22 protein-coding genes are annotated in these 25,347 nt (G+C 72.3%); 15 read left to right on the top strand and 7 right to left on the bottom strand.

The genetic code is table 11. The features are described from left to right. Positions 1-425: 425 nt before the first annotated feature. Positions 426-1,424, top strand: a complete 999-nt coding sequence (gene trpS / locus ACH4FH_RS25865; RefSeq protein ID WP_398558282.1) for a tryptophan--tRNA ligase — start codon at positions 426-428, stop codon at positions 1,422-1,424. A gap of 54 nt (positions 1,425-1,478) precedes the next feature. Here trpS and proC read toward each other — a convergent pair whose 3' ends face one another. From proC to ACH4FH_RS25850, 3 genes are all read right to left on the bottom strand, one after another. Then, positions 1,479-2,288, bottom strand: a complete 810-nt coding sequence (gene proC / locus ACH4FH_RS25860; RefSeq protein ID WP_398558271.1) for a pyrroline-5-carboxylate reductase — start codon at positions 2,286-2,288, stop codon at positions 1,479-1,481. A 134-nt stretch (positions 2,289-2,422) separates the two neighbouring features. Further along, positions 2,423-3,211 carry an ABC transporter permease gene (locus tag ACH4FH_RS25855; protein WP_398558270.1) on the bottom strand — a complete coding sequence of 263 codons (789 nt, stop codon included), beginning with the start codon at positions 3,209-3,211 and terminating at the stop codon, positions 2,423-2,425. Then, positions 3,208-4,170, bottom strand: a complete 963-nt coding sequence (locus ACH4FH_RS25850; protein ID WP_398558269.1) for an ATP-binding cassette domain-containing protein — start codon at positions 4,168-4,170, stop codon at positions 3,208-3,210. The genes ACH4FH_RS25855 and ACH4FH_RS25850 overlap by 4 nt, the downstream gene beginning before the upstream one ends. 285 nt (positions 4,171-4,455) lie before the next feature. Here ACH4FH_RS25850 and ACH4FH_RS25845 point away from each other — a divergent pair, with 285 nt between their 5' ends. The 9 genes from ACH4FH_RS25845 to ACH4FH_RS25805 all read left to right on the top strand — a co-directional run bounded on the left by ACH4FH_RS25845 (position 4,456) and on the right by ACH4FH_RS25805 (position 13,814). After that, on the top strand, positions 4,456-4,854 hold the full coding sequence (locus tag ACH4FH_RS25845; RefSeq protein ID WP_398558268.1) for a hypothetical protein: 399 nt from the start codon (positions 4,456-4,458) through the stop codon (positions 4,852-4,854). Between the two features lie 291 nt (positions 4,855-5,145). Continuing rightward, positions 5,146-6,861, top strand: a complete 1,716-nt coding sequence (locus ACH4FH_RS25840; protein WP_398558281.1) for a SulP family inorganic anion transporter — start codon at positions 5,146-5,148, stop codon at positions 6,859-6,861. Positions 6,862-7,018: 157 nt separating this feature from the next. Then, positions 7,019-8,428: a M1 family metallopeptidase gene (locus ACH4FH_RS25835; RefSeq protein WP_398558267.1), complete on the top strand. Its 1,410-nt coding sequence runs from the start codon at positions 7,019-7,021 to the stop codon at positions 8,426-8,428. A 110-nt stretch (positions 8,429-8,538) separates the two neighbouring features. Beyond that, positions 8,539-8,778 carry a ferredoxin gene (locus tag ACH4FH_RS25830; RefSeq protein ID WP_398558266.1) on the top strand — a complete coding sequence of 80 codons (240 nt, stop codon included), beginning with the start codon at positions 8,539-8,541 and terminating at the stop codon, positions 8,776-8,778. Between the two features lie 195 nt (positions 8,779-8,973). After that, positions 8,974-10,179: a cytochrome P450 gene (locus tag ACH4FH_RS25825; protein ID WP_398558265.1), complete on the top strand. Its 1,206-nt coding sequence runs from the start codon at positions 8,974-8,976 to the stop codon at positions 10,177-10,179. Between the two features lie 34 nt (positions 10,180-10,213). Further along, positions 10,214-10,477, top strand: coding sequence for a DUF6059 family protein (locus ACH4FH_RS25820; protein WP_398558264.1), 264 nt, complete (start codon positions 10,214-10,216; stop codon positions 10,475-10,477). A gap of 53 nt (positions 10,478-10,530) precedes the next feature. After that, complete coding sequence (locus tag ACH4FH_RS25815; RefSeq protein ID WP_398558263.1) at positions 10,531-12,207, top strand: acyl-CoA dehydrogenase; 1,677 nt, start codon at positions 10,531-10,533, stop codon at positions 12,205-12,207. A gap of 8 nt (positions 12,208-12,215) precedes the next feature. Beyond that, on the top strand, positions 12,216-13,073 hold the full coding sequence (locus tag ACH4FH_RS25810; protein WP_398558262.1) for a 4'-phosphopantetheinyl transferase superfamily protein: 858 nt from the start codon (positions 12,216-12,218) through the stop codon (positions 13,071-13,073). A gap of 135 nt (positions 13,074-13,208) precedes the next feature. Continuing rightward, entirely contained in the window at positions 13,209-13,814 is a 606-nt protein-coding gene (locus ACH4FH_RS25805) for a DNA-binding response regulator (RefSeq protein WP_398558261.1), read from the top strand. A gap of 10 nt (positions 13,815-13,824) precedes the next feature. Here the strand turns inward: ACH4FH_RS25805 and ACH4FH_RS25800 are convergent, their stop codons facing one another. From ACH4FH_RS25800 to ACH4FH_RS25785, 4 genes are all read right to left on the bottom strand, one after another. Continuing rightward, on the bottom strand, positions 13,825-15,036 hold the full coding sequence (locus ACH4FH_RS25800) for a sensor histidine kinase (protein ID WP_398558260.1): 1,212 nt from the start codon (positions 15,034-15,036) through the stop codon (positions 13,825-13,827). A gap of 454 nt (positions 15,037-15,490) precedes the next feature. Continuing rightward, positions 15,491-17,020 carry a SagB family peptide dehydrogenase gene (locus ACH4FH_RS25795; protein WP_398558259.1) on the bottom strand — a complete coding sequence of 510 codons (1,530 nt, stop codon included), beginning with the start codon at positions 17,018-17,020 and terminating at the stop codon, positions 15,491-15,493. 50 nt (positions 17,021-17,070) lie between these two features. Next, complete coding sequence (locus ACH4FH_RS25790) at positions 17,071-19,398, bottom strand: TOMM precursor leader peptide-binding protein (protein WP_398558258.1); 2,328 nt, start codon at positions 19,396-19,398, stop codon at positions 17,071-17,073. Beyond that, complete coding sequence (locus ACH4FH_RS25785) at positions 19,398-19,748, bottom strand: hypothetical protein (protein ID WP_398558257.1); 351 nt, start codon at positions 19,746-19,748, stop codon at positions 19,398-19,400. The genes ACH4FH_RS25790 and ACH4FH_RS25785 overlap by 1 nt, the downstream gene beginning before the upstream one ends. Before the next feature lie 330 nt (positions 19,749-20,078). On the opposite strand from ACH4FH_RS25785, the gene ACH4FH_RS25780 reads away from it, so the two are divergent. The 5 genes from ACH4FH_RS25780 (at position 20,079) to ACH4FH_RS25760 (ending at position 25,294) form a co-directional block, all read left to right on the top strand. Next, positions 20,079-20,897 (top strand): BTAD domain-containing putative transcriptional regulator, encoded by an 819-nt coding sequence (locus tag ACH4FH_RS25780; protein WP_398558256.1) that lies wholly within the window; start codon positions 20,079-20,081, stop codon positions 20,895-20,897. Positions 20,898-21,092: 195 nt separating this feature from the next. Beyond that, positions 21,093-21,866: a cyclase family protein gene (locus tag ACH4FH_RS25775; protein WP_398558255.1), complete on the top strand. Its 774-nt coding sequence runs from the start codon at positions 21,093-21,095 to the stop codon at positions 21,864-21,866. Then, positions 21,863-22,609, top strand: coding sequence for a thioesterase II family protein (locus ACH4FH_RS25770; protein ID WP_398558254.1), 747 nt, complete (start codon positions 21,863-21,865; stop codon positions 22,607-22,609). The genes ACH4FH_RS25775 and ACH4FH_RS25770 overlap by 4 nt, the downstream gene beginning before the upstream one ends. 127 nt (positions 22,610-22,736) lie before the next feature. Then, complete coding sequence (locus ACH4FH_RS25765; RefSeq protein WP_398558253.1) at positions 22,737-24,011, top strand: beta-ketoacyl-[acyl-carrier-protein] synthase family protein; 1,275 nt, start codon at positions 22,737-22,739, stop codon at positions 24,009-24,011. Continuing rightward, positions 24,008-25,294, top strand: coding sequence for a ketosynthase chain-length factor (locus ACH4FH_RS25760; protein WP_398558252.1), 1,287 nt, complete (start codon positions 24,008-24,010; stop codon positions 25,292-25,294). Before ACH4FH_RS25765 ends, ACH4FH_RS25760 begins: the two co-directional genes overlap by 4 nt. Positions 25,295-25,347: the final 53 nt, after the last annotated feature.

Genomic DNA, 25,347 nt, shown 5'->3' with positions numbered 1-25,347 from the left:
TTCGCGCCTTTCGGCGTGATCACTACTTTAGCGGAATTCCTCGGTGACTCATAATCGAGTCACGGTCCGAATTTCGGCATGCCGAAATGCTTCCCATGAGGGGGCCGTGCAGTAGTGGTGTGCCGCTGAAGCGGCGGGATGGCTGTCCGGGGCCTGTCGGCTCCGTGGCAACTCGGAGGACACTACACGAGGGCCCCAGATGCTTCAAACCCGTGCCGGGCGGGCCTTGTAGGGGTACTTTGAGCTCCATGAACCCGCATGCGCTCGTACAGCAGTGGTGGCTCGCCTGACGGCGGCCGACCAGCAGCGCATGCATGACCACGGCCGCCGCTTCGGCGGCCGTTTGCGTATCTCCCCCTCGTAGCCGGCCGGCGACAGCGGCGGCCTCCCACCTCACAGCAGTACGGGAGAGAGACGAGATGGCGATGACGCGGATCTTCAGTGGTGTGAAGCCGACCGGGCACCTGACGCTCGGGAACTACCTCGGGGCGATGCGGCAGTGGGCCGAGGTGGACCAGCACCGCGCGGATGCCCTGTTCTGTGTGGTGGACCTGCACGCGCTGACCGTGGACCACGATCCGGCGCGGGTGCGGCGGCTCAGTCGGCAGGCCGCGACGCTGCTGTTGGCCGTCGGGCTGAATCCGGAGCTCTGCACGCTGTTCGTGCAGAGCCATGTGGACGAGCACGCGCGGCTGGCGTATCTGATGGAGTGCACGGCCTCGGACGGCGAGATGCGGCGCATGATCCAGTACAAGGAGAAGGCCGCGCGGGAACAGGCGCGGGGCGGGAGTGTGCGGCTGTCGCTGCTGACCTATCCCGCGCTGATGGCGGCGGACATCCTGGCGTACGGGACGGACGAGGTGCCCGTCGGTGAGGACCAGGCGCAGCATCTGGAACTGACACGGGATCTCGCGGTGCGGTTCAACCAGCGGTACGGGACGACGTTCGTGGTGCCCAAGGTGACGCTTCCCGCGGTGGCGGCTCGGGTGATGGATCTGCAGGAGCCCACGATGAAGATGGGGAAGTCCCATGTGCGGACCGCGGGAATCGTCTATCTGCTGGACGAGCCGGAGGCGGTGCGGAGGAAGGTGTCCCGCGCGGTGACGGATGCGGGGCGGGATGTCGTCCACGACCGTGCCGAGCGGCCGGGGGTGGCGAATCTGCTGGATGTGCTGGCGGCCTGTACGGGTGGTGACCCGGAGGCGCTGGCCGGGGACTACTCGTCGTACGGGGCGTTGAAGAAGGACGCGGCCGAAGCGGTGGTGGAGATGTTGCGGCCGGTGCGGGAGCGGCATGCGGGGCTGGCCGCCGACCCGGGGTACGTCGACAAGGTGCTGCGGGCGGGGGCGGAGCGGGCGCGTGGGATGGCGCGGCCCCGGGTGGATGCCGCGTATCAGGCGGTGGGGTTGATGCCGGTGGGGTGAGGCCGGGGCGTGAGGCCGGGAGGGGCCGCGAGGTGGTCGCGGCCCCGGGGGCGGTCAGCCGTTGCCGGAGGCCAGTTCGCGGCTGCGGTCGCGGGCGGCTTCCAGCGCGGCGATGAGGGCGGCGCGTACGCCGTGGTTCTCCAGCTCTCGGATGGCGTTGATGGTGGTGCCGGCCGGCGAGGTGACGTTCTCGCGGAGCTTGACCGGGTGCTCGCCGCTGTCGCGGAGCATCACCGCGGCGCCGATGGCGGCCTGGACGATGAGGTCGTGGGCCTTGTCGCGGGGCAGGCCCAGCAGGATGCCCGCGTCGGTCATCGCCTCGACGAGGAAGTAGAAGTAGGCCGGGCCGGAGCCGGAGAGGGCGGTGCAGGCGTCCTGCTGGGATTCCGGGACGCGCAGGGTCTTGCCGACGCCGGAGAAGATCTCCTCGGCGCGGGTGAGGTGCGTCCCGGTGGCGTGGGTGCCGGCGGAGATGACGGACATCGCCTCGTCCACGAGGGCGGGGGTGTTGGTCATGACCCGGACGACGGGGGTGCCGGCGGCCAGTCGCTCCTCGAAGAAGGCGGTGGGGACGCCGGCCGCGCCGCTGATGACCAGGCGGTCGACGGGGACGTGCGGGGCCAGCTCGTCCAGGAGGGTGCCCATGTCCTGGGGCTTGACCGTGAGGATCAGGGTGTCGGCGGCCTTGGCGGCCTCGGCGTTGCTCACCGCTTCGACGCCGTAGCGGGTGCGCAGCTGTTCGGCGCGTTCGGCCCGGCGGGCGGTGACCAGGAGGTCGGAGGGTGCCCAACCGCCTCGGATCATTCCGCTGAGCAGGGCTTCGCCGATTTTGCCGGTGCCGAGTACGGCGACCTTCTGGGTCATGCTGCGGTTCACCTCGCCGGTGGTGCCTGATCGGTTACGTCGTCATCCTCGCACCCGGGAGCGCGAGGCGCCGGGGCGTCCCGAGGGCCGGGACGGGTGCCCGGGGGCGGGCCCACGCGGGCGCGACGCCTGCGTCAGGCCGTACGGCGTCGGAGGGTCGCGGCTCCGAGGGCCAGGACGAGCACCGCGCAGCCGGCGACCACGACGACATCGCGGAGGAAGTCTCCGGTCATGTCCGGGTGCTCGAGGACTTCGCGCATGCCGTCGACGGCGTAGGACATCGGCAGGACGTCGGAGAGCGCTTCGAGGGCGGGGTGCATGGTGTCGCGCGGGGTGAAAAGGCCGCAGAGCAGTAGTTGGGGCATCAGGACGGCGGGCATGAATTGGACGGCCTGGAATTCGGAGGCGGCGAAGGCCGAGACGAACAGGCCGAGTGCGGTGCCGAGCAGTGCGTCCAGCACGGCCACCATGAGCAGCAGCCACGGGGAGCCGATGACGTCCAGGCCGAGCACCCAGACCGACAGGCCGGTGGCGACGGCGGACTGGACGATCGCGAGCAGGCCGAAAGCGAGGGCGTAGCCGCTGATCAGGTCGGCTTTGCCGAGGGGCATGGCCAGCAGGCGTTCGAGGGTGCCCGAGGTGCGCTCGCGGAGGGTGGCGATCGATGTCACCAGGAACATCGTGATCATCGGGAAGATGCCGAGGAGCGAGGCGCCGATGCTGTCGAAGGTGCCGGGGTGGGCGTCGAAGACATAGCGGAGCAGGGCGATCATCACGCACGGGACGACGAGCATCAGCGCGATGGTGCGGGGGTCGTGACGCAGCTGGCGCAGGACCCGGGCGGCGGTGGCGAGGGTGCGGGCGGGGGAGAGCGGCGCGGCCCCGGTGCGGGGTGCGGCGCCGGGGAGGGTTGCGGCGGTCATCGCGCTGACTCCTTGGTGCCGGTGGGGTCTTCGGCGTCGGGTGGTGCGGGCCGGTCCTCGCGGGGCCCGGGCGGGTGCGGGTCAGGTTGCTCCGGGCGGGTGGTGGCCGGTGGCGTGGGGCCCGGTTCCCGGGCGGATGCGGCCCTGGCCTCGTCGACCAGGTGGAGGAAGGCGTCCTCGACGGTGGCGCGGCCGGTGCGGTCGCGGAGGGCCGCGGGCGTGTCGTCGGCGAGGATGCGGCCCTCGCGCATCAGCAGCAGGCGGTGGCAGCGCTCGGCCTCGTCCATGACGTGCGAGGAGACCAGGAGGGTGGCGCCGCGGTCGGCGGCGAGGGTGTGGAAGAGGTTCCACAGGTCGCGGCGCAGGACCGGGTCGAGGCCGACGGTGGGTTCGTCGAGGACGAGGAGCTCAGGGGTGCCGAGCAGCGCCACCGCGAGGGAGACCCGGCTGCGCTGGCCGCCGGAGAGGTTGCCGGCGAGGACGTCGGCGTGGCTTTCGAGGTCGACGTCGGCGATCGCGTGGGCGACGCTCTCGCGGCGTTCGGCGCGGGCGGCGCGGCCGGGGTGGAGGACATCGGCGAAGTAGTCGAGGTTCTGCTTGACGGTCAGGTCGTCGTAGACGGAGGGCGCCTGGGTGACGTAGCCGATGCGGGGGCGCAGCCGGGGGTGGCCGGCGGGCAGGCCGAGGACGTCGAGGGTGCCGGTGACCTTGCCCTGGGTGCCGACGACGGCGCGCATCAGGGTGGATTTGCCGCAGCCGGAGGGGCCGAGGAGGCCGGTGATCTGTCCGCGTGGGACGTCGAAGGCGAGGGCGTCCAGGACGGTGCGGCCGCCGCGGAGGACGGTGAGGTCTTCGGCGTGGACGGCTGCCTGGGCAGCTGCTCGTACCCGGGGGTGGGCGACGGTGTGCGCGGTGGCGTCCGGGTGCGGGGCGGGGTCACCCCGGCCATAATTCATCATGCGATGAATAATGCTCCCGGCGGAATGCGGCGTCAAGCGGTCAGGCGGGGCGAGCGGGCGGAGCGGCACCCCGGCCGGGCGGAGCAGGGGTCGCGCCCCACGACAGGAGGACCGGGCGCACAGAGGTTCCCCCTGCACTCCGGCGGTCGCCGGAGCGATCGGAACTGATCATTCTGTTTCGATGACACCGCGTTTACCTGACGGTTACACACCGACTTACCTCAGGCCCATATCTCCGTGGACACAATGGAGTTGACTGTCCAACCGCGCCGGAAGGGAGCGACGATGGCGAAGGTCCGGGTCGGCATCCTCTGCCGGCTCCTGGCGATTCTCGCGGCCGTCGTTCTGGCCCTCCCGGCCCTCGCCGAAGGCGCGTACGGCAAGGCCGTGGCGGCCGCAGCCCCCGCGTTCGCCGCCACCGCCGCGACTCCCCGCGCCGCCCAGCTCGCGGTGGACGCCGCCGAGCACCAGGAAACCGGCGCCGACCGTTGCCAGTCGCGGCGCGGCGGGCGGTCCGCGGCCACGGTGTCCGCTCCGGCACCGCTGTCCACCCCGCTGTCGACGGCCACCCCTGTGCGGCCGGTGAGCGGGCTCGCCGTGACCGTCCCGCTGACCGGCCGGCAGGCCGTGCCCCTGTCGAGATCGGGCGAACTGCCCGTACGGCACCGCGCCTTCCGCTGCTGAGAGCTGCCCCAGGGCTTCCCCGGCCCACGCATCCGACGGATCCAGCCGTCCCCCACCCATGGCGCCTCGCGTACGCGGTGCACCCCGCCGGCCGGCGGGCTGCCGTTCGCGGGCTGCCGCTCGCCGGCACCGGTCCTCGGTGAACGGCCGGCGGCTCCCGCTGCCGGTGGCCGCCGCCCGGTGGCCGGTGTCGTCGGCTCCTGACCACGCCGCCGCATCGCCCCGCGTCCGCTTGCGCGCCGCCGCATTCCGCATCCGCTGGAGGCATCCCTCGTGCAGAGATTCCCCGTCATCCGCCGCCGCCCGTCGCACCCGCCACGGCAGCGGCGCCCGTTCCGCCCGTCCTTCCCGACCCTCCGCGCCGACGTCACCTCGTCTCTCGTGGTCTTCCTCGTCGCCGTCCCGCTGTGTGTCGGGGTAGCCGTCGCGTCCGGAGTACCGGCCGAACTGGGGCTGGTCACCGGCATCGTCGGCGGGCTGCTCACCGGCCTGCTGCCGGGCAGCAGCCTTCAGGTCAGCGGGCCGGCCGCCGGTCTGACCGTGCTGGTCTACGAGGCCGTGCAGGAGTACGGGCTCGGCGCCCTGGGCGCGCTGGTGCTGGCGGCGGGCCTGTTGCAGCTGACCATGGGCGCGCTGCGGCTCGGGCGGTGGTTCCGGGCCATCTCGGTCGCCGTCGTGCAGGGCATGCTCGCCGGCATCGGGCTGGTGCTGATCGCCGGTCAGCTGTACGCGCTCGCCGACGCCGCGGCGCCCGGCAGCGGACTGGCCAACCTCGGCGGGCTGCCGGACCTGGCGGTCGCCACCGCCGGATCGGGCAGGGCGCTCGCCGCTCTCGCGGTGGGCGCCGGGACGATCGTGGTGCTGGTGCTGTGGCCGCGGCTGCGGCGGGCGGCGCGGGTGCTGCCCGCGCCGCTGGTGGCGGTCGCGCTGGCGACGGTCGCGGTGTTCTTGCTGGACCTGCCGGTGGCGCGGGTCGAGGTGCAGGGCCTGCTGGACGCCGTCCAGCCGCCGTCCGCCGCCGACTTCGGGCGCCTGGTGGAACCGGTGATGCTCGCCGGGGCGCTCGGCACGGTGCTCGCCTTCACCTTGATCGCGTCGGCGGAGTCGCTGTTCAGCGCGGCCGCGGTGGACCGGCTGCACGAGGGACCGCGCACCCACTACGACAAGGAGCTGATGGCGCAGGGCGCGGGCAACGCGGTGTGCGGGATGCTCGGCTCGCTGCCGATGACCGCGGTGATCGTGCGCAGTGCGGCCAATGTGCAGGCGGGGGCGCGGACGAAGGCCTCGCGGGTACTGCACGGCGTGTGGCTGCTCGTCTTCGCCGCGGCGTTCCCCGCGGCGCTCGGGGTGGTGCCCCTCGCGGCGCTCGCCGGCGTACTGATCCACGCGGGCTGCAAGCTGATCCCGCTGAAGGACTTCGGGCCGTTGTGGCGCAAGCACCGGGGTGAGGCCGTGGTGCTCGCGACGACCGCGGTGGCCATCGTCGCGACCAACATGTTCGAAGGGGTGCTGCTGGGACTGCTGATGGCCATCGCCAAGTCGGCCTGGGAGACCTCGCACGTCCACCTGGAGATCGTGGGGCTGGAGGGGGCCACCGAGCGGGCCGGGACGGAGGACGATGCGCCGGTGTCGCCCTCCGTCGCCGCCCCGTCCGGTGCGACGGCCCTGTCCGCCGTGCCCGGTACGTCCGTCACGGCCGGTGCCGCCGGCTCGTCCGAGGAGGGTCAGGCGGCCGGCGGATCGCAGCGGACGATCCGCGTACGGGCCGTCGGCCATGCGACATTCCTGCGGCTGCCGAAGCTGCTCGACCAGTTGGAGGCACTCCCCCGGGACCGGGAGATCGAACTCGACCTGTCCGGACTGCGGCATCTCGACCACGCCTGCGCGGCCGCGCTGGGCAGTTGGGCCGAGCAGCGCCGGTCGGCCGCCGAGGAGGACGGGGCGCCCGAGCCGGCCCGCTCCGGCGCGGACGGTGGCACGGGAGGGGCCGACCGCTCCGACGGCTAGCGCCCGAGAAGGGGACCAAAGGCCTTGTAACGCCTTTCACCTGACATCGCACCAGTAATCCATCTCTCATCCGACCAAAGCGGAAGGGACCGGTGTTGCGGCGCAAATGACCGTAGGGTCGGGGGGCTTGTGATCGCCCGCCGACCCTGGGAGTGCCGTGAACCGCCGGCCCGTCCGCTCCTGCGGCGCGACCGCCGTCCTGGCCGTCGCGCTGCTGCTGTCCTCGTGCACCAGCGAGACCGTGGCCGTCAGTGGGGCCGCGGGCTCCGGCAGCGTGGGCGACCCGCTCTTCCCGGGGCTCGGCAACGGTGGCTACCAGGTCACCCACTACGGCCTCGACCTCGACTACGACGTGCCGAAGAGGCAGCTGCACGCGAAGGCCGCGATCACCGCGAAGGCCAAGGAGGATCTGCGGTCCTTCCAGCTCGACCTCCAGGGGCTGAAGGTGTCCGGGGTCCGGGTGGACGGCCGGGACGCGCCGTTCAGCCGCAAGGGGCACAAGCTGACGGTCCGGCCGGCCGCCGGGCTCAGGAAGGGGGCCACCTTCCGCACCACCGTCGCCTACGGCGGCACGCCGCAGGAGATGCAGGACCCGGACGAGTCGACGGAGGGGTGGGTCAAGACCGGCGACGGCGCGTTCGTGGCGGGCGAGCCCGCCGGGGCGATGACCTGGTTCCCGGGCAACAACCATCCCGGCGACAAGGCCGCCTACGACTTCAAGATCACTGTGCCGCAACGCTACCGGGCCCTCGCCAACGGCGAGTTGCGGGCGATGAGGACGGCCAAGGGCCGGACGACGTACGAGTGGCACAACGGCGAACCGATGGCCAGCTACCTCGCCACCGCCACCATCGGCGTCTTCGACTTCCGCACCTACCGCACCCCCGAGGGCCTCCCCGTCTACGTCGCGGTGGACCCGACGGAGGCCGCGGCGAGCAAGCGGGCGCTGGACCGGCTGCCGGAGATCCTCAAGTGGCAGACCAAGCTCTTCGGACGCTATCCGTTCTCCTCGGCGGGGGCGATCGTCGACAACACCCCCGACCGGGTCGCCTGGATCGCGCTGGAGACCCAGACCAAGCCGATCTACGCGGGGGCGCCGGACGCCTCGACAGTGGTGCACGAGATGGCGCACCAGTGGTTCGGTAATTCGGTGACGCCGAAGACCTGGCGGGACACCTGGCTCAACGAGGGCTTCGCCACCTACGCCGAGTGGCTGTGGGAGGAGCGCGAGGGCGGCCTGACGACCCAGGAGCATTTCGACGAACTGTTCGCCTCCTCCGCGGACGAGGAGCGCTGGGACTTCCCGCCGGGGGATCCGGGCAAGCCGGAGAACGTGACCGAGACTCCCGTCTACGAGCGCGGCGCGATGGTGCTCCAGCAGCTGCGGAAGGCCGTCGGCGACAAGACGTTCTTCTCGATCCTCAAGGAGTGGCCCGCCGCGCACCGGCACGGCAACGCCGATTCGGCGGACTTCATCGCCTTCTGCCAGGAGCGCACCGACGAGGACCTGACCGACCTCTTCGACGACTGGCTGTACGGGAAGAGGCAGCCGGACTGGGAGTACTGAGCGGGGGCCGTGGCCGGTCCGCTCGCACTCCATCCGAGCGCGAGTGAGGGGCGGTTCGATGGCTCGGCCACCTGGGTGGGTGGCCGAGCCATCGATGAGGGAGCGAGCCCATGCGGGTGTCTGTCGACAAGGAACGGTGCTGCGGGGCCGGGCAGTGTGTGATGACGGCTCCCGATGTCTTCGACCAGAGCGATGAGGACGGGGTGGTGCTGTTGCGGGCGGAGCGGCCCGCAGCGGCGCTGCTGAGCGAGCTGGAGCTGGCAGCCGCGTTGTGTCCGGCCCATGCCATCACGGTCGAGGGTGACCCGGAGACCGCCACACGCGGGTCCGACGACACGGCCCGGACGTGACCGCCCCGCCTGCCCGGGTGCGTTGAGACGACCGCACCCCCCGCTTACCCGAGCGGCAGGGCGCGCAAGGCCACATCGCATGGCCGCGGACACGCGCCCGCCCTCACACAACCCATGCACCACACCCCTGCCCCGGACTCCGCCCCTCAGTGCGTCTCCGGCCTGTCGGTGTGGGCAGGAGAAGGAGTCCGGAACATGGAAACCGCACAGCTCGCCGAGCAGACGATCACGTTGCCGGCCGCGCGGGGCGGCTGCCCGTTCGCGCCACCTCCCGCCTATGAAGAGGCACATCTTGAGGGTCCGCTGACACGCGTGCAGCTGTGGGACGGGACGCCGCTCTGGCTGGTGACCGGTCATGCGGAGACCCGGGCGGTGCTGCTGGACAACCGCTTCAGTGCGGACGCGCGGGTGCCCGGCTTCCCGTTTCTGTCACCGGGGCGCAAGCAGCTCCTGACCAAGGCCCAGCCGTCCTTTCTGCGATTGGACGACCCGGAGCACTCCCGGCTGCGGCGGATGCTCACCGGCGACTTCATCGTCAAGCGGGCGGAGGCACAGCGCCCCCAGCTGCAGCGGATCGTCGACGAAGCGCTGGACCGGATGATCGCGAGCGGTTCACCCGCGGATCTGGTCCAGGAGTTCGCGCTGCCGGTGCCGTCGCGGGTCATCTGCCTGCTGCTCGGGGTGCCGTACGAGGATCACGAGTTCTTCGAGCGCCACACGACCACGCTGGTGGATCTGCAGACGCCGCCGGAAGGCATCCGGTCGGCCCAGCGTGAACTGACCGCCTATCTGACCGAGCTGGCCCAGCACAAGCGCCGCCACCCGGACGACAGCCTGCTGAGCCGTCTGGTGGCGCGCGGCGAGCTGAACGAGGCCGAGTGTGCCGCGATGGGCATGGTGCTGCTGGTGGCGGGCCATGAGACGACCGCCAACATGATCTCGTTCGGGACGCTGGCACTGCTGCGTCATCCGGCGCAGGCCGCGCGGCTTCGCGCCGAACCCGCGCTGCTCAAGGGCGCGGTGGAGGAGCTGCTGCGGTATCTGAGCGTGGTGCACTTCGGATTGCCCAGGGCCGCGCTGGAGGACGTGGAGGTCGGCGGGACGCAGATCCGGGCGGGAGAGGGCGTGCTGTGCATGCTGTCGGCCGCGAACCGGGACGAGGCGGTCTTCGCCGACGCCGGGCGCCTGGACCTCACTCGGGACGCCCGCCGGCATGTGGCGTTCGGCTTTGGGGTGCACCAGTGCATCGGCCAGCCACTGGCGCGCGCGGAGATGCAGATCGCGCTGGGCACGCTGCTGCGCCGGCTGCCGGACCTGCGGTTGGCCGTGCCGTACGAGGAGCTGACCTACCGCACCGACAAGGCGGTCTACGGCGTCCGTGCACTGCCCGTCGCGTGGTGACGCGGGGCCGGGCGAAGGAGGCGGTGACGGCCGGATGCGGTGGTTGAGGATCGTGTGGGAGTCGTGCCAGATCTTCGGTGAGACGTTCACCGCCGGGCTGATGCCGGCCGATCACTGGAGTGCGGCGCGGGCCGAGGAGGCGCGGGAGGAGCGGGAGCGGGCCGTCTTCAGCGGGCCGCCGCCGGGCCATCCGGAGCGGATGTGTCCCGAGGTGCCGCTCAGCGGTATCGAGCGTCGGTTGCAGCGGGAGTTGATGGGCTCGGCCGAGTGGCTGCCGATCCGGGACTCGTGGTGCTAGGGCACGCGTCGGCAGTGCGTGGCGAAGCGGAGGTTCGAGCTCGGGTCGCGGAGGTGGAGCACGCCTTCGGGGACCCGGAGGACGCGGCGAACCCGGTGGGCTTCGCCGCGCTGCTGGCCGCGGACGCGCGCCATGAGGTGCCGCAGGAGGCGGAACGGCTGCTCGACGGCCTCCGGCTGGGCAGCGAGTTCGTGCCGGTGGCACTCGGCGGCCGGCTGGACCGGGCGGACGCCGTGGCCAGGGTGCTGCGCCCGGTGTTCCGGCGGGACGTGGCACTGGGCTTCGGCTACGGCATCACCTCGTTGTTCGCCGCGGCGCCGGTCTGGGCGGCAGGGTCGGCGTCTCAGCGTGCGTGGCTGTCGCAGCTGCTGCGCGACGGCGGGCGGGTGTCGGTCGTGCACCACAACCTGGCACACGGGAACACCATGTGGCAGGGCGAGTTGACGGCGCGAAGGGCCGGCCGGGCGCTGGTGCTTGACGGCCGCAAGGACGCGGTGATCAACGCGGAGCGGTCCGGCGCCTTCGTCGTCTACGCCAGGACGGGTGAGGGGCACGGCCCGGGAGCCCATTCGGTGCTCCTGGTGCCGGGCGGGGAGGGACGGCCGGCGGGGCTGCGGGTGCTGCCCCGGCAGCTGAGTTCGGGGATGCGCGGCTGCCGGTTCGCGGGCCTGGAACTGGCGAATGCCGCCGTCCCCGGTGACGCGATGGTGGGCGAGCCGGGGGGCGGGGCGCTGCTGGCGCTGCGGACGTTCCAGCTGAACCGTGCGTTGATCTCTTCGGCGGTGCTGGGCTGCGCGGACACGGCGCTGCGGCATGCGGTGGCGGTGCTGCCGAGTGGCCGGGGCGGCGTCAGCAGAGGTGGTCGCCAACGGGCGGTAGTGGCAGGCGTGTTCGCGGACCTGCTGTTGTGTGACGCGATGGCGACGGTGGTACTGCGGTCGCTGCATGCCCTGCCGGACAGCGGCCATCTGGGGGCCGCCGCGGTCAAGTACCTGGTGCCGGACCTGGTGCGGGAGGACCTGGAGGAGCTGGGCACGGTGCTCGGCGCGCCGGGTTTCCGGCGTGACGGGGAGCGCGGGCATCTGCAGAAGCTGCTGCGGGACCTGCCGGCGGCCGGGCTGGGGCATATGGGGACGGCGGCCTGTCAGGCGGTTCTGCTGCCGCAACTGCCCTTTCTCGCCGCGGAGTCGTGGGAGCGGGATCCGGAACCGCCGGAGGCGCTGTTCCGCTGCTCGGCGCCCCTGGAGCCGTTGGACCTGGCGGGTCTCGCGGTGGCCGGCGGGTCGGATTTCCTGGTCGCGTCCCTGGTGGGGGCGGTGGAACGACTGCGGGACACAGCGAACCTTTCGGGATACGGACCAGTGCTGCGGGCATTCGCCGAGGGCTTCCGGACGCAGCTGCTGGACGTGCGCGCGGGGTTCGCGGCGTTGGCGGCCCGGGGGCCCGGTGCGTTGGCCGGCCCGGCGGCGTGCGCGCTGGCGGACAGATACGTGCTGGTGGCGGCCGCGGGAGCGGTGCTCGGCTGCTGGCTGCGGCAGGACGGCGGCGACCCCTTCCTCACCGATCCGGCGTGGCCGGTGCTGGCGCTGTCGCGGCTGGCCGGACGGCTGGGGATGGCCGGGCCGGAGCTGCCGGCGGGCTGTGTGGAGCGGGTGTTCAACGAGGTGGCCGGGCGCTTCCGGGAGGGGCGGTCGTTCGATCTGCACGCGGCACCGCTGTGGGAACGGTGAGAGGAGCGATGAGGGTGAAGGAGCTGGGACGGAGTGCGGTGGCGGCGCCGATCCTGACGACCGGACCGGACGGCCCGTGGCTGCGGGTGCGGGAGTCGGTGGCGTTCTCCGGGCACGCGGTGGTCTATACGGACTGGCGGGGCTGGCTGTCCGCGGTGTCCACCGGCCCCACGTTGCGTGCACTGCTGGGCCCCCGGGACTGGCAGCGCTACAACGCGCTGGTCAAGCCGGAAGTGCGCTGCAGGTTCGCGGTCTCCCGGATGCTGGTGGGGTACGCGGCAGGCGCGGCGCTGGAAGTACCTCCGGAGGCCGTGGAGTTGGCGTACAAGCCGGGCGGTCGGCCGTATCTGCGGGGCTGCGACCAGCTGGACGTCAGCTTGAGCCACACGCTGGACCTGGTGGTCGTGGGCATCAACCGGCGCGGCCGGATCGGTGTGGACACCGAGTTGGGGCGCCGGCGGCTGCGGTACTCGGAGGTCCACCGGCAGATGTGCACGGCCGCGGAGCGGGCGGTGCTGGCCGGGTTGTCCGCGTCGGAGCAGGAGAAGGAGCTGCTGCGGTTGTGGACGCTGAAGGAGGCCTACACCAAGGCTCTGGGGCAGGGGATGCGGCTGGGGTTCACCCAGTTCGGCTTCGACGAGGACGGGCAGGGCCCGTTGACGCCGGACGGTGCGCCGGCCTCGTTCGGCGAGTGGTCGTTCGGCACGTTCGGCTTCGCGTTGGAGGACCGCTATGTGGTGAGTGTCGCCTGTCAGGACGCGGGCCACGGCGGGGCGCCGGAGACCGCTGTGGGGACGATGCTCGACGAGGGCTTCTTCGGTCAGGTGGTGGATCTGCTGAACCGGTCAGCCGGCCATCGCCGTTGACTCCCCCCGCGTCGGACCCCTCATGATCAAGAGCGGTTGCACCAGGAACGCACCGGGCCCGGCCCTCGGCTACAGGCATGTGGGCATAATCGAGCCAGAGAGCATTCCGGCCGCTCTGTATCAAGGGGGAGTACGGTGATCCGGGTACTGATAGCCGAAGACCTGCACATGTTGCGCAGAGCACTGGTCGCGCTGATCGAGCTGGAGCCCGACATCGATGTCGTGGCCGAGCTGGCCAACGGTGACGAGATCGTGAGCAAGGCCGAGGAGACCCGGCCCGATGTCGCCGTTCTGGACATCGATCTGCCCGGAACGGACGGGATCACCGCGGCGGCCGCGCTGCACACCGCGGTCCCCGGCTGCCGCACCCTCATCCTCACCAGCCTCAGCCGCCCGGGAAACCTGCGCCGGGCCGTCGCCGCCTACGCGTCGGGCTTCCTGCTGAAGGACATCGAACCGGACCGGCTGATCGCGGCCATCCGTTCCATCGCCAAGGGCGAGCAGGTCGTCGACCCGTCGCTTGCCCTCGCCGCGCTGGAGCCGGAGTGCACGACCCTGACCACACGGGAGCTGGAGGTGCTGCGGCACGCGGCCCGGGGGGACGAGGCCCGGCAGATCGCCGCGAGCCTCTTCCTGTCCGCGGGCACCGTACGCAACTATCTGGCCACGGCCGTCAGCAAACTCAACGCGCGCAATCGCGTCGACGCCATCCGCATCGCCCGCGAGGCAGGCTGGCTGTGACCGCCGGCCCTCAGGCGGGCTCCGCGTAGGCGGCCTGCGGCGAGTCGTCGGCCCGGTCCGTGATCGGCACCTCCACAACGGCCTCCAACACGAACCAGCCGTCGTTGAGACCCGCGTCCAGCCGCCCGTTCAGGGCCTCCACCCGGGTCGCGAGGTTGCTGATACCGCTGCTGTTGTGGCCCTGCGCGGGGCCAGGGGCCTGCAGCCGGACGGTGCGGCCGTCGACGCCGTCGTTGGCCAACCGCAGCCGTACGGTGCTGCCCTGGCGTGCGGCCGTGATGGTGCAGCGGTCCGCCTTGCTGTGCCGGAGCATGTTGGCCAGGCCCTCGCGCAGCACGGTGGCCAGCACGGTGTCCGCCGCCCGGGGCAGCGGGCCGCACTCGATCCGCGTGGTGGTGCGGATGTCCAGCGCGGCCAGCAGCGACATCGCGTCGTGGACTTCCTTCTCCAGCGACATGTCGCGATAGCCGGAGGCCACCGCCCGCACGTCCGCCAGCGCCCGGCGCGAGGTGCGCAGTATCTCGGTCAGCTCCTGCTTGACCCGGTCCTCCTGCCCCGCCAGCAGCCGGTTGGCCAGTTCGCACTTGAGCGTGATGGTGGACAGGCTGTAGCCGAGCAGGTCGTGCAGGTCCCGGGCGAACCGCAGGCGCTCCTGGTCGACGGCCAGCCGGGCCAGTTCGGCGCGGGACTGGTGCACCTCGGTGACCAGGTCGGTGAGCCGGGCCATGCCGAAGACCACCAGCCCGGTCAGGACCGAGGAGACGGTGGTGTAGGCGAGGTCGCGCCAGCCCAGTCCGACGGTGAACTGCAGCGCGTCCACTCCCGCGATGATGAGGCCGAAGGCCGCCCAGGCCGCCGCGTCGGGCAGGATCAGCAGCGCGGACCCGGACAACAGCCCCGGCAGGGGCATCCACGCCTGCTTGAACAGCCCGAAGGGCAGGAACGTCAGCACCGCCTGGACGAGGAACAGCTGGAAGCGGTACCGGCTCAGCCGTGGCATCAGCCGGGGAAAGACGATCAGCAGCTGGATGCTCAGGACGGTGACCAGCATCAGCATGGCCTCTGCGAAGACCACCGGGGTCGGCCCGGCGCTCAGCTCGTAGGTGACCGCCACGAAACAGAAGGCACAGAGGACGACCGTCGTGATCGTCATGGCCAGTTTCGGTGCCAGCCGGTTCGGGCCGCTGCCGCGTGGCGGCTCCGCTGCCTGGTCAGCTTCCATGCATACCCCCGTGGTGATCGGTGCGCGGTAACTGAGGGCAGGAGACGCCGAACTGCCCTCCCGGCGCCGGGCCGACCGCGGCCGAGGGCCGGGCGGTACCGGGTGGGGAAGGCAGTTGGGTTCCTGTTGCGCCCTGTGGCGACCGTGCGCGAGCGGTCCGGCGCTCCATGCGTGGGCCGGTCTGCCGGTCCGTGGACCGGCCACAGCCGCAGGCATCCGGACGCCGAGGAACGGCGTGGTCAGACATCGCTCCCCCAGCGAGTTGTCCGGTGACCGTCGATGGGATGGCCACCGGAGAAGCACCATTCGCCGAGGATATCCATTCAGCCGCGTGGCGCAATATATTGGATCACATGGTGTCCAAGTGCGAGCAAAACCAGACCATCCGGCGCCAGTCCGCCCTGTGATCCGGGCAGGAGGACGCCATGTGCGCAGGTGAGCGGCGACGGTCACCTCATCCGTCGCCGTACGCCGCTGAACGGGCGGTCGCCCTGGGGCTCAGCAGAAACTCCCCCACGCTGGACTCGGTGCTCCAGGAGAGGCCGAGGGCGCGCACGGCCGTCTCGGTGTCGCCGACGGCCAGCGGGCACGAGCCGAGACCCAGCGCGGTCGCGACCAACGACAGGGTCTGCTGAAGCGCGCCGACGTCCTTCATGAGGCTCGCGTAGGCGCCGCTGCTGAATTGGTACGCGGAGCGGGCGAAGCGAGCGGTGATGGTGATCAGCGGTGGCGGGGGCCCGGTCAGCCCCGCAGCGGTCTGGGCCTCCACCGACAGCTCCGCCAGCGCCTCCGGAACGCCTTCGACCCGCTCCAGCGCGTGGTTCAGCGGATCGTAGTGATACGCGCCGGGGGCAAGCCAAGTGCCCCCGCCGACCAGGAGATACAGCTCCAGGGCGTAGGTGTCGCCCATGCTCTGGTACGGCCGGTCGCTGGTGGCGTAGCCCTGGGGGGCGTGCGGTCCCGGGTCGCGCAGCCGGCGCACCCGCGCAGCCCTGTACAGCAGCGAACCGAGCTGGTGGGAGGTCAGTTGCCCCACCTCGGCGGGGCCCGGCGGTAGGGCGCGCTCCAGCACCGCCGTCAGCGGCGGGTCGTTGTGGATCGCTTCCGACAGGTCCGGCCGGAACAGGGGGATGCGGGCGCCGCCGCCCGAAGTCTTCACGACGGGTTCGGCGGGTACCGCGTCGGCGTGCGCGAAGACGGCTCCGAAGCCCGCGTCGCTACGGCCCATTCGGCTGCGGGAGTGCAGCAGCAGGTCGTCGGGGGACCAGGTCCGCAGCACGGGGTCGTCATCCTCGGCGAACCGTGCCGGCCGGGCGGTGCCGTCCGGCTCGCCCCCGGGCTCGGCGACCACCACCATGCCGGCGGCGACCAGATACGACAGTGCCACGGCCATGCTGTCCTCGTTCAGCATGCTCCCGTCCGGCTGAGCCCAGGCCCCGTCATCCATCTCCCCGCCGAGCCTGGCGAGGAGTAACGAAGCCTCCGGACGCAGCAGTTCGACCCGGTGGTGCGAGAGCGGCGACTCCATCCGCAGGCCGCCGGCGGCGTACCTCAGCACAGTGAAGCGGGAGAGCCGGCACGGCCTGCCGTGAGGGACCGGGCGGGGGGTGAAGCGGGCCCGCCGCGAGAGCGGCACCACCGAAAGCAGCGGGGAGGAGCCGACGGCGAGGGTGCGCACCACCACATGTCCCCACCGGCCGAGGGTGCTCAACAGTTCGCCGGTCTCGGGGGCGAGCGGGGTGTCGTCGACGGGCCTGCCGTCGGCGGGGAAGTCCGGCAGGACGTTGCGGAGATCGACCGGTCCGACGCACATCCGCCGCAGCGCCTCTCGCACCGGCCCGCTCAGACCGGTCAGCCGCTCCTCGCCCCAGCGGGTGTCGAGCGTGACGGCACCGTGCGGGCCGGCGTCGGGATCGAGGAGGGTGTCGTCCCGCAGGGACCACAGCTCGATGGGGTGGGGTGGGACGAGCTGGCCGAGGAGCACAGGTGGGGGGTCCGGGTTCGGTCGGGGACCGCGTCGCCGGGGCGGCGCGGTCACAGGAACAGGGGGAAGGGGTTGAGCGCCTCGTACGGGGTGGGGGTGGCGTGCCGTCCCGTGCGGACGGGGACATCGAAGAGGCGGCCGGGGGCGAACCGGGCCCAGTGCGGGCGCAGTCCGGGCACGATGACCTTGACCACGGGCAGCCCGACATCGGGGCGGGTCTGGTCCAGGACCAGCAGCTCAAGGCCCGCCCGGCGCACGATGTCCTCGCAGGCGGCGATGTCCTCGCGCAGGTCCCCGCGCGGCGTGTAGGGGTGGTCGCCGGGGCGGGTGGCCCGCTGGGCCGGGTCGGCCGCCAGATAGCCCTGGCCTGCGATGGTGGCGCTGCGCATCCATCGCAGGGTGAGCGGGTCGGTGAGGTCGTAGCCGGCGCCGTCGGCGCGTGCGTCGACGACGTACGGCAGCAGCTGGTTGACCTCGGTGAGGGCCCGGCGCAGGGCGAGCGCAGGGTCGAAGTGCGCGCCGAAGCCCAGCACGATGTCCTCGGCCGGCTTGTCGACGCGGCGGGAGAGCGCGGCCACCACCGGGATGCCGAGGTCGGAGGTGAGATCCAGGGCCCACACCTCGCGGTGCAACGAGCCGTGCACCTGCTGAAGTTCGGTGATCCACGGATCCTTGAAGGCGGCCAGGTCCATGCCGGCGCGGCGAGTGCGGTTGTACCACCACAGTGCGACCGCGTCGCGTTCGACAAGCTCCAGAAAGCCCTGGAGCAGCGCGTCCTCCGGGCTCGCGCCGGCGGCGGTGCCGTTGGAGTTGGCGGCGCAGAAGCGGCGGCCCGCCAGCGCGGCGGTGTTGTAGTAGAGGAGGGCGGTCGGCAGCAGCCGGTGGCGTCCGGCGGTCAGTGACCAGACCGGGGTCCACTCGATCTCCGCGTGCGCGTCGAAGGGCTCGGGCACCTGCTGGAAGGCATTGTGCCCGGCATTCCAGCGCTCCCGTGCGGTGTACTGCCGGGCGTCGAAGAGCTGGACCGTGTCCGGGTGGACGGCGTCCGCTGCCAGCGAGGAGTAGCTGCCGCGCAGGATGGGCTCGTCGCCCTGAAGGTGCCCGCAGTGGCGCTCCACAGCCTCGCCGAGGGCGCCCACCTGGGCCTGGAGGGCGGTGGTTCCCTTGCCGGAGCTGGTGCGGCGCAGGCCGGAGCGGAGCGCGGCCAGACCGTCGGAGCCGGCCGCCGGATTGTGGCCGGCGTGGAAGGAGTTGAGGAAGGCCGGGCCCCGCGGGTCGCGGCGGATCTCCTTGACCAGCCCGGTGAGCGGGTCGATCAGATGGCCGTAGGTGTCCAGCATCTGCCGGCAGGTCAACGCCCGGTGCCCGCCCCCGTCCTGGTCACGCTTGGGCCGTGGGACGAGGACGACGGGCGCGGTGACCTGCCGGCGCATCAGGTCCACGTCGCCGCACTCGGCGCACTGCGGCCGGCGCCGTACGGGGTGCCGGCTGCCGTCGAGGGTCAGCCCGTCCAGCGTCCACAGTGCCCGCTGTCCGGGGTGGCGGTGGCCGCCGAGCCATTTCGCGGCCTCCAGTACGGCCAGGTGCAGACCGGCCAGCCGGCTGGCGGGCAGCGCGCACAGCGGGCGGGGCAGCGGGCCGCGGCGGTCCAGGGCCCGCTGTACGTGGGCCTCCACCTCGCGGTTGCGCCACAACCGCTCCGCCAGGCAATTCCAGCAGGCACCGGTGTCCGGGGAGCCGGGGGCGCCGGGCGGCGGGGTAGCGGGGCCGAAGAAGGGGCCGATCCAGGTCCGGGTGCCGTTGGTCTGCACCGGCAGCCAGGGCCGTCCCGCCGCCCGGTGCTCCGCGTCCACGTCCTTCAGGGCGGGGTCGAGGTAGTCGTCGCACAGCACCAGCGTGAGGTCCGCGGATCCCGCCCGGCCCTCCTCGACGAGGTGCAGGCCGGCGGCCTCGGCGGCGGTGCGCAGGGGGGCCGCGTCGGCGGTGCCGACCGCGACGACGGCCACCGTGGCGGCGGCAAGCCGGTGGGCGGCCCCGGTGCCGTCCAGGCCGGCGGCCTCCCAGTACGCGTGCTGGGCAGTGGTCTCGGGGACCGGCGGGCCGGCCGGGAGCTCGGCGAGCAGACCGGCGTGGGAGAGGCGGGCCAGCAGCCGGGCGGCGTGTGCGGACGACATGCGGCCGGCCGACTCACGCAGCACCGAGGCACGTGCACGGGTGCCGTCCAGCAGGGGCGCGAGGTAGGCGATCTGTTCGCCGTGCAGCGCGGTGACGCGCTGGTCGGAGACCAGATACACCGCCTCGCCCGGGACCGGCTCCACCCGCAGATGGGGTTTGAAGCCGATCACGGTTCTGGCGGCGACCGCCGCGGAGTCGGTCATCAGGCGGCACGCAGTGCGGCACGGCGGGCGGCGGCCGGAGCGGTCACCGGGGCCTCGGCCCAACACACGAACCCGTCGCCGGGGGCGGCGGCCGTGACGGGCACCCGGACCGGCTCGTCCGCCCAGCACACGAAGCCGTCTCGCAGCGCGGCGCCCGGTATCGCGGTCCGGCGGGCCGACACCGCGGTGACCGTCGGCGATACCGGGGCGTCCGGAAGTGCCGTTGCCACCGGGGACTCCGCCCAGCACACGAAGCCGTCCGAGGCAACCGCCCGGCGGTCGTGGTGTCCGAACTCCTCGATGACGAGGTCGTCGAGGACATCCGTCACAACACGGAACTGACCGGCCATCATGTGCTCCTTGGGTGCGCGGGAATTCCGAGAACGCCGTCCGGTCGGGGCTGTGCGGCCCGCCGGTCTCGCTGACCGGCGCTGACGGCACCGACCGGCGCTGACGAGGCGAGTCTGCTCCGTGGCGGTGGGCGGTACCAGTGCCGGGATCACGGGCTGCCTATGAAGAATTCATGGGTCTCCCGTGAACGATGGGCGCAGACTTCGGGACGGCGGCACTGGGCCGAAACCGACCGCTCGGCAATGCTCAAGGGGTCATGCAGTCCGGCTGGAACCCGTCGTCGACGGGTGACGGCCGGCATCCGGTGGAACCCCTTACGGAGGTCTCCCATGAACATTCAACTCTTGGGCCCGCTGAGCGCAGAGATGGGCGGCGTGTCCCTCGTTCCCAACGCGGGCAAGCCACGCCAGCTGCTCGCTCTGCTGGCGCTCAACGCCGATCAAGTCCTCCCGGTGGCAACCCTGATGGAGGAGATCTGGGGAACGGAGATGCCGCGCAGCGCGCTGACCACCCTCCAGACCTACATCCTCCAGCTGCGCCGTCTCATCGGCGCCGCCCTGCCACCGGACGGCGGGCTCGGCCCGAAGGACGTCCTGGTCACCCGGCACGGCGGCTATCTGCTGCGGATGCCGCGCCGCTCGGTGGACGCCTACGAGTACGAGCGGCTGATCGCGGTGGGCCGGCAGGCCGGCGACGGCGGCGACGATGTGGCCGCCTCCGACGCCTACCGCCAGGCGCTGGAGCTGTGGCGGGGCCCCGCGCTGGTGGATGTGCGCATCGGGCCGGTGCTGGAGGTGGAGCTGGCGCGGCTGGAGGAGAGCCGGCTGGGAGTGCTGGAGCGCCGTATCGAGGCCGATCTGCGGCTGGGCCGGCACGAGCAGCTCCTCACCGAGCTGACCATGCTGACCGGCCGCCACCCGCTGCACGAGAACCTGCACGCCCAGTGCATGACGGCTCTCTACCGCTCGGGCCGGCAGTGGCGGGCGCTGGAGGTCTACCAGGGGCTGCGGGGGCGCCTGGTGGAGGAGCTGGGGCTGGAGCCGTCGGCACGCGTACGCCGCCTGCACCAGGCGATCCTGGCCGCCGATCCCGCATTGGACGTCAGGGTCGGCGGCCGACGCGACACGCTGAGCGCCTTCGCCGCCTGACGGCCCTCGACCGGGCCGGTTCCCCGCTCCGGGGCGCGCCGTGCGCCCCGCGCTCTCGCCCGGCCGGGTACGGCGGTCCGCGCCGCCGGCCCAGCCGGTCCTCGATCCATGCTCCAGAGGCGGGCCCCACAGTGCTGGCCAAGCGTCTCCCTCCGAACCGCGGCGGGAGACGGCGACCTTGGAAGTGGGGGCACCTTGCGCATCATCGACCTGTCGTCACCGATCGATGCCGCCGGCTGGGAGCCGGACCCGATCAGACACGAGATCATGACGCCCGCCGAGGGCGCCCGCCACATGAGCGAGGAGATGCGGGAGCACTTCGGCCTGGAATTCGACCCGGCGGACCTGCCCGGGGGTGAGCTGCTCTCGCTGGACACCCTCACCCTCACCAGCCACACCGGCACCCATGTGGACGCCCCGTCGCACTACGGCTCGGTCGGGGACTACGGGACACCGCGCCACATCGACCAGATGCCGCTGGAGTGGTTCCTGCGCCCGGCGGTGGTGCTGGACGTCACCGACGTCGGCACCGGAGTCATCGGGGTGGACCGTATCCAGCGGGAGCTGAAGCGGCTGGACTACCAGGTGCAGCCGCTGGACATCGTCCTGCTGCACACCGGAGCGTCCCGACACGCGGGCACCCCACGCTACTTCACCGACTTCGCGGGGCTGGACGGCCCGGCCGTCGACCACCTGCTGGATCTGGGTGTGCGGGTCATCGGCACCGACGCCTGGAGCCTGGACGCACCGTTCGGGTACATGATCGAGCGGTACCAGGAGACCGGCGACCCCTCCTTCCTGTGGCCCGCGCACTTCGCCGGCCGCCGACGGGAGTACTGCCAGATCGAACGGCTCGCCGGGCTCGGGACCCTGGACACCCCCTACGGGTTCCAGGTGTCCTGCTTCCCGGTCAAGATCGCCGGGGCGGGGGCGGGCTGGACCCGCGCGGTGGCCCTGGTGGACGAGTGACCGGGCAGCTGCCGCCACGTCTGTTCTGCTTCCACCACGCGGGCGCCGGAGTGTCCTCCTTCGCCCGCTGGCCTCACGTCCTCGGCGACCGGGCTTCGGTCGTACCCGTGCTGCTGCCGGGCCGGGACGCCCGGGTCCGCGATCCACGGATCACCGACCCCGAGAAGCTGGTGGACGAGCTGACGGACCGCCTCGGCTCGCAACTGGACCGCCCCTACGCCCTGTACGGGCACAGCCTGGGCGGACTGGTCGCGCACGCCTTCGCCCGGTCCGTGGCCGGGGCGGGGCTGCCCGAACCCACCGTCGTGGTGGTCGGGGCGGTGCTGCCGCCGCACCTGGCCTCGCCGCTGCTGCCCGCCGCGTTCCCGCCCGACGGCGAACTGCTGTCGTGGCTGGTGTCGCACGGTGTGCTGCCGGCGGAGGCGCTGGAGGGCGGCGAGGACGGCATCTGGCGACGCCGGGTGCTGCCCACGATCCGCGACGACCTGCTGCTGGCCCATGCGCTGCGCCGGCGGGCGGGCACCCCGCTGAACCGTCCCGTGGTGGCCGTCGCCGGACAGCAGGACACCATCGCGCCACCGCATCTGGTCGCCCGGTGGCGGCGCTACGCCCCGGCCGGATTCACCTTGCGGACCGTGCCCGGAGGCCATTTCTTCGTGCGCGACCGGCCGCTGCCGCAGCTCCTGGGCCACGTCCTGGACGGCCTCAAGGGCGGCTACCGGCCGGAGTTGAGCGCCGTTTGAGGAGGTGGGCGGACCGTCGGAGAACAGCACGGACGAACAGATGAGACTTCAGCAGGAAGGAAGCGGTCGTGAAGAGCAAGCGCGCCCGGTACATCCGGGTGGTTCAGCTGCGGACCGGGGGAGAGCGATGAGCCGGCGCGTAGTCATCACCGGAATCGGCGTGGTCGCCCCCGGTGGCAGCGGGGGGACACAGCAGTTCTGGTCGCTGCTCACCGAGGGGCGCACCGCGACCCGCGCGATCTCCCTGTTCGACGCCTCCTCGTTCCGTTCCCGGATCGCCGCGGAGGCGGACTTCGATCCGGTACGGGCCGGGCTGACCCCGCAGCAGATCCGGCGCATGGACCGGGCCGCGCAGTTCGCGGTGGTCAGCGCACGGGAGGCGATCGCCGACAGCGGCATCGACATCACGCGGACGGACCCGTTCCGCACCGGCGTGACCATCGGCAGCGCGGTGGGCGCCACCATGGGCCTCGACCAGGAGTACGCGGTGGTCAGCGACGGCGGCGCCAAGTGGGAGGTGGACCACGAGTACGCGGTCTCCCACCTCTTCAACCACTTCGTACCCAGTTCCTTCGCCACCGAAGTGGCGTGGGTGGCCGGGGCGCAGGGCCCGTCGGCGGTGGTCTCCACCGGCTGCACCTCGGGGCTGGACTCCGTCGGCCACGCCGTGGAGCTGATCCGCGAGGGCAGCGCCGACGTGATGATCGCCGGTGCCACCGACGCTCCCATCTCCCCCATCTCCGTCGCCTGCTTCGACGCCATCAAGGCCACCTCGCCACGCAACGACGACCCCGAGCACGCCTCCCGGCCCTTCGACCGGACGCGCAACGGCTTCGTGCTGGGCGAGGGTTCGGCGGTGTTCGTGCTGGAGGAGCTGTCGGCGGCGCGCGCCCGTGGCGCGCACATCTACGCCGAGATCGCCGGCTTCGCGTCCCGCAGCAACGCCTTTCACATGACCGGGCTGCGCACGGACGGCAAGGAGATGGCCGAGGCCATCCGCGTCTCGCTGGACGAGGCGCGGCTGAACCCCACGGACATCGACTACATCAACGCACACGGCTCGGGCACCAAGCAGAACGACCGGCACGAGACCACGGCGTTCAAGCGGAGCCTCGGCGAGCACGCCTACAAGACCCCCGTCAGCTCCATCAAGTCCATGGTCGGCCACTCGCTGGGCGCCATCGGCTCCCTGGAGATCGCGGCCTCGGCACTCGCCATTGAACGGGGTGTGGTGCCGCCGACCGCGAACCTGCACGAACCCGACCCCGAGTGCGACCTGGACTACACCCCCCTCACGGCCCGGGAGGGCCGCATCGACTCGGTGCTCAGCGTCGGCAGCGGCTTCGGCGGATTCCAGAGCGCCATGGTTCTCACCCGGCCGGAACGGAGGGCGGCGGCATGACCGCTGTGGACGACATCACCACACCGCACGAGACGGATACGACGTCGGGCCGGCGCGGGGACGGCCCGGGACCGGCCTCGCCGGTCTTCACCGGCATCGGTGTGACCGCGCCCAACGGCCTGGGCACCGAGCCCTGGTGGCGCGCCACACTGGCAGGTGAGTGCGGCATCGCGCCGGTGTCCCGCTTCGATGCCTCGTCATACCCGGCGTCGCTGGCCGGCGAGGTGCCCGGTTTCGAAGCCAAGCAGCACATTCCCAGCCGGCTGATACCGCAGACCGACCACATGACGCGGCTGGCGCTCACCGCGGCGGCCGAGGCCCTGCAGGACGCCGGCGTGCAGCCGGACGATCTGCCGGAGTACGCCGCCGGGGTGGTCACCGCGGCGTCGGCGGGCGGCTTCGAGTTCGGCCAGCGGGAGCTGGAGGCACTGTGGAGCAAGGGTGGCCAACACGTCAGCGCCTACCAGTCGTTCGCCTGGTTCTACGCGGTCAACACCGGTCAGATCTCCATCCGGCACGGGCTGCGCGGACCGAGTGGGGTGCTGGTGACCGAGCAGGCGGGCGGCCTGGACGCGGTGGCGCAGGCACGCCGCCAGCTGCGCAAGGGCAGCCGTCTGATGGTCACCGGCGGCGTCGACGGCGCCATCTGCCCCTGGGGCTGGACCGCCCAGCTGGCCGGCGGCCGGCTGTCCACCCGCGACGACCCGGCCCGCGCCTATCTTCCCTTCGATGCCGACGCCTGCGGCCAGGTGCCCGGTGAGGGTGGCGCGATCCTGGTGCTGGAGGACGCCGGGTCGGCCCGGGAACGCGGCGCGACGGTGTACGGGACGCTGGCCGGCTATGCGGCCACGTTCGACCCGGCCCCGGGCAGCTCGGACGAGCCCGGCCTGCGCCGTGCGGCCGAACTCGCCCTGGACCAGGCCGGGGTGGCGCCTGCTGAGGTGGATGTGGTGTTCGCCGACGCGTCCGGTGTACCTGCGCTGGACCGGCTGGAGGCGGAAGCCCTCACCAAGATCTTCGGGGCCCGGGGCGTGCCGGTCGCCGTGCCGAAGACCATGACCGGCCGGCTGGCGGCGGGCGGCGCCTCCCTGGACCTCGCAGCGGCCCTGCTGTCCATCCGGGACTCCGTCATACCGCCCGCGGTGAACGTCACCGCGTCCGCCGACGGCTGCCCGCTCGACCTGGTCACGGCCCCGCGCCGGGGCCCGGTCCGCACCGCGCTGGTGCTCGCTCGCGGCTACAGCGGATTCAACGCCGCGATGGTGGTGACCGCGGCCCGCTGAGGCGCCGCGGCACACCGCTGTGAACACCCCCCTGAACCACCGGCCGACGCTCG

The sequence above is a fragment of the Streptomyces sp. NPDC017993 genome (genome assembly GCF_044328065.1).
In the GTDB taxonomy this organism is placed as follows: Bacteria; Actinomycetota; Actinomycetes; order Streptomycetales; family Streptomycetaceae; genus Streptomyces.
Note: the sequence above shows the minus strand (reverse complement) of the source record. Positions and strands in the feature narration are given on the sequence as shown.

What these genes read in the sequence shown, in the direction of transcription:
- trpS (WP_398558282.1), top strand. Translation starts at nt 426, where the DNA reads ATGACGCGGATCTTCAGTGGTGTGAAGCCGACCGGGCACCTGACGCTC.
- ACH4FH_RS25845 (WP_398558268.1), top strand. Translation starts at nt 4,456, where the DNA reads ATGGCGAAGGTCCGGGTCGGCATCCTCTGCCGGCTCCTGGCGATTCTC.
- ACH4FH_RS25760 (WP_398558252.1), top strand. Translation starts at nt 24,008, where the DNA reads ATGACCGCTGTGGACGACATCACCACACCGCACGAGACGGATACGACG.
- ACH4FH_RS25850 (WP_398558269.1), bottom strand. Translation starts at nt 4,170, where the DNA reads ATGATGAATTATGGCCGGGGTGACCCCGCCCCGCACCCGGACGCCACC.
- ACH4FH_RS25855 (WP_398558270.1), bottom strand. Translation starts at nt 3,211, where the DNA reads ATGACCGCCGCAACCCTCCCCGGCGCCGCACCCCGCACCGGGGCCGCG.
- ACH4FH_RS25825 (WP_398558265.1), top strand. Translation starts at nt 8,974, where the DNA reads ATGGAAACCGCACAGCTCGCCGAGCAGACGATCACGTTGCCGGCCGCG.
- ACH4FH_RS25830 (WP_398558266.1), top strand. Translation starts at nt 8,539, where the DNA reads ATGCGGGTGTCTGTCGACAAGGAACGGTGCTGCGGGGCCGGGCAGTGT.
- ACH4FH_RS25780 (WP_398558256.1), top strand. Translation starts at nt 20,079, where the DNA reads ATGAACATTCAACTCTTGGGCCCGCTGAGCGCAGAGATGGGCGGCGTG.
- proC (WP_398558271.1), bottom strand. Translation starts at nt 2,288, where the DNA reads ATGACCCAGAAGGTCGCCGTACTCGGCACCGGCAAAATCGGCGAAGCC.
- ACH4FH_RS25820 (WP_398558264.1), top strand. Translation starts at nt 10,214, where the DNA reads ATGCGGTGGTTGAGGATCGTGTGGGAGTCGTGCCAGATCTTCGGTGAG.
- ACH4FH_RS25810 (WP_398558262.1), top strand. Translation starts at nt 12,216, where the DNA reads ATGAGGGTGAAGGAGCTGGGACGGAGTGCGGTGGCGGCGCCGATCCTG.
- ACH4FH_RS25765 (WP_398558253.1), top strand. Translation starts at nt 22,737, where the DNA reads ATGAGCCGGCGCGTAGTCATCACCGGAATCGGCGTGGTCGCCCCCGGT.
- ACH4FH_RS25790 (WP_398558258.1), bottom strand. Translation starts at nt 19,398, where the DNA reads ATGACCGACTCCGCGGCGGTCGCCGCCAGAACCGTGATCGGCTTCAAA.
- ACH4FH_RS25800 (WP_398558260.1), bottom strand. Translation starts at nt 15,036, where the DNA reads ATGGAAGCTGACCAGGCAGCGGAGCCGCCACGCGGCAGCGGCCCGAAC.
- ACH4FH_RS25785 (WP_398558257.1), bottom strand. Translation starts at nt 19,748, where the DNA reads ATGGCCGGTCAGTTCCGTGTTGTGACGGATGTCCTCGACGACCTCGTC.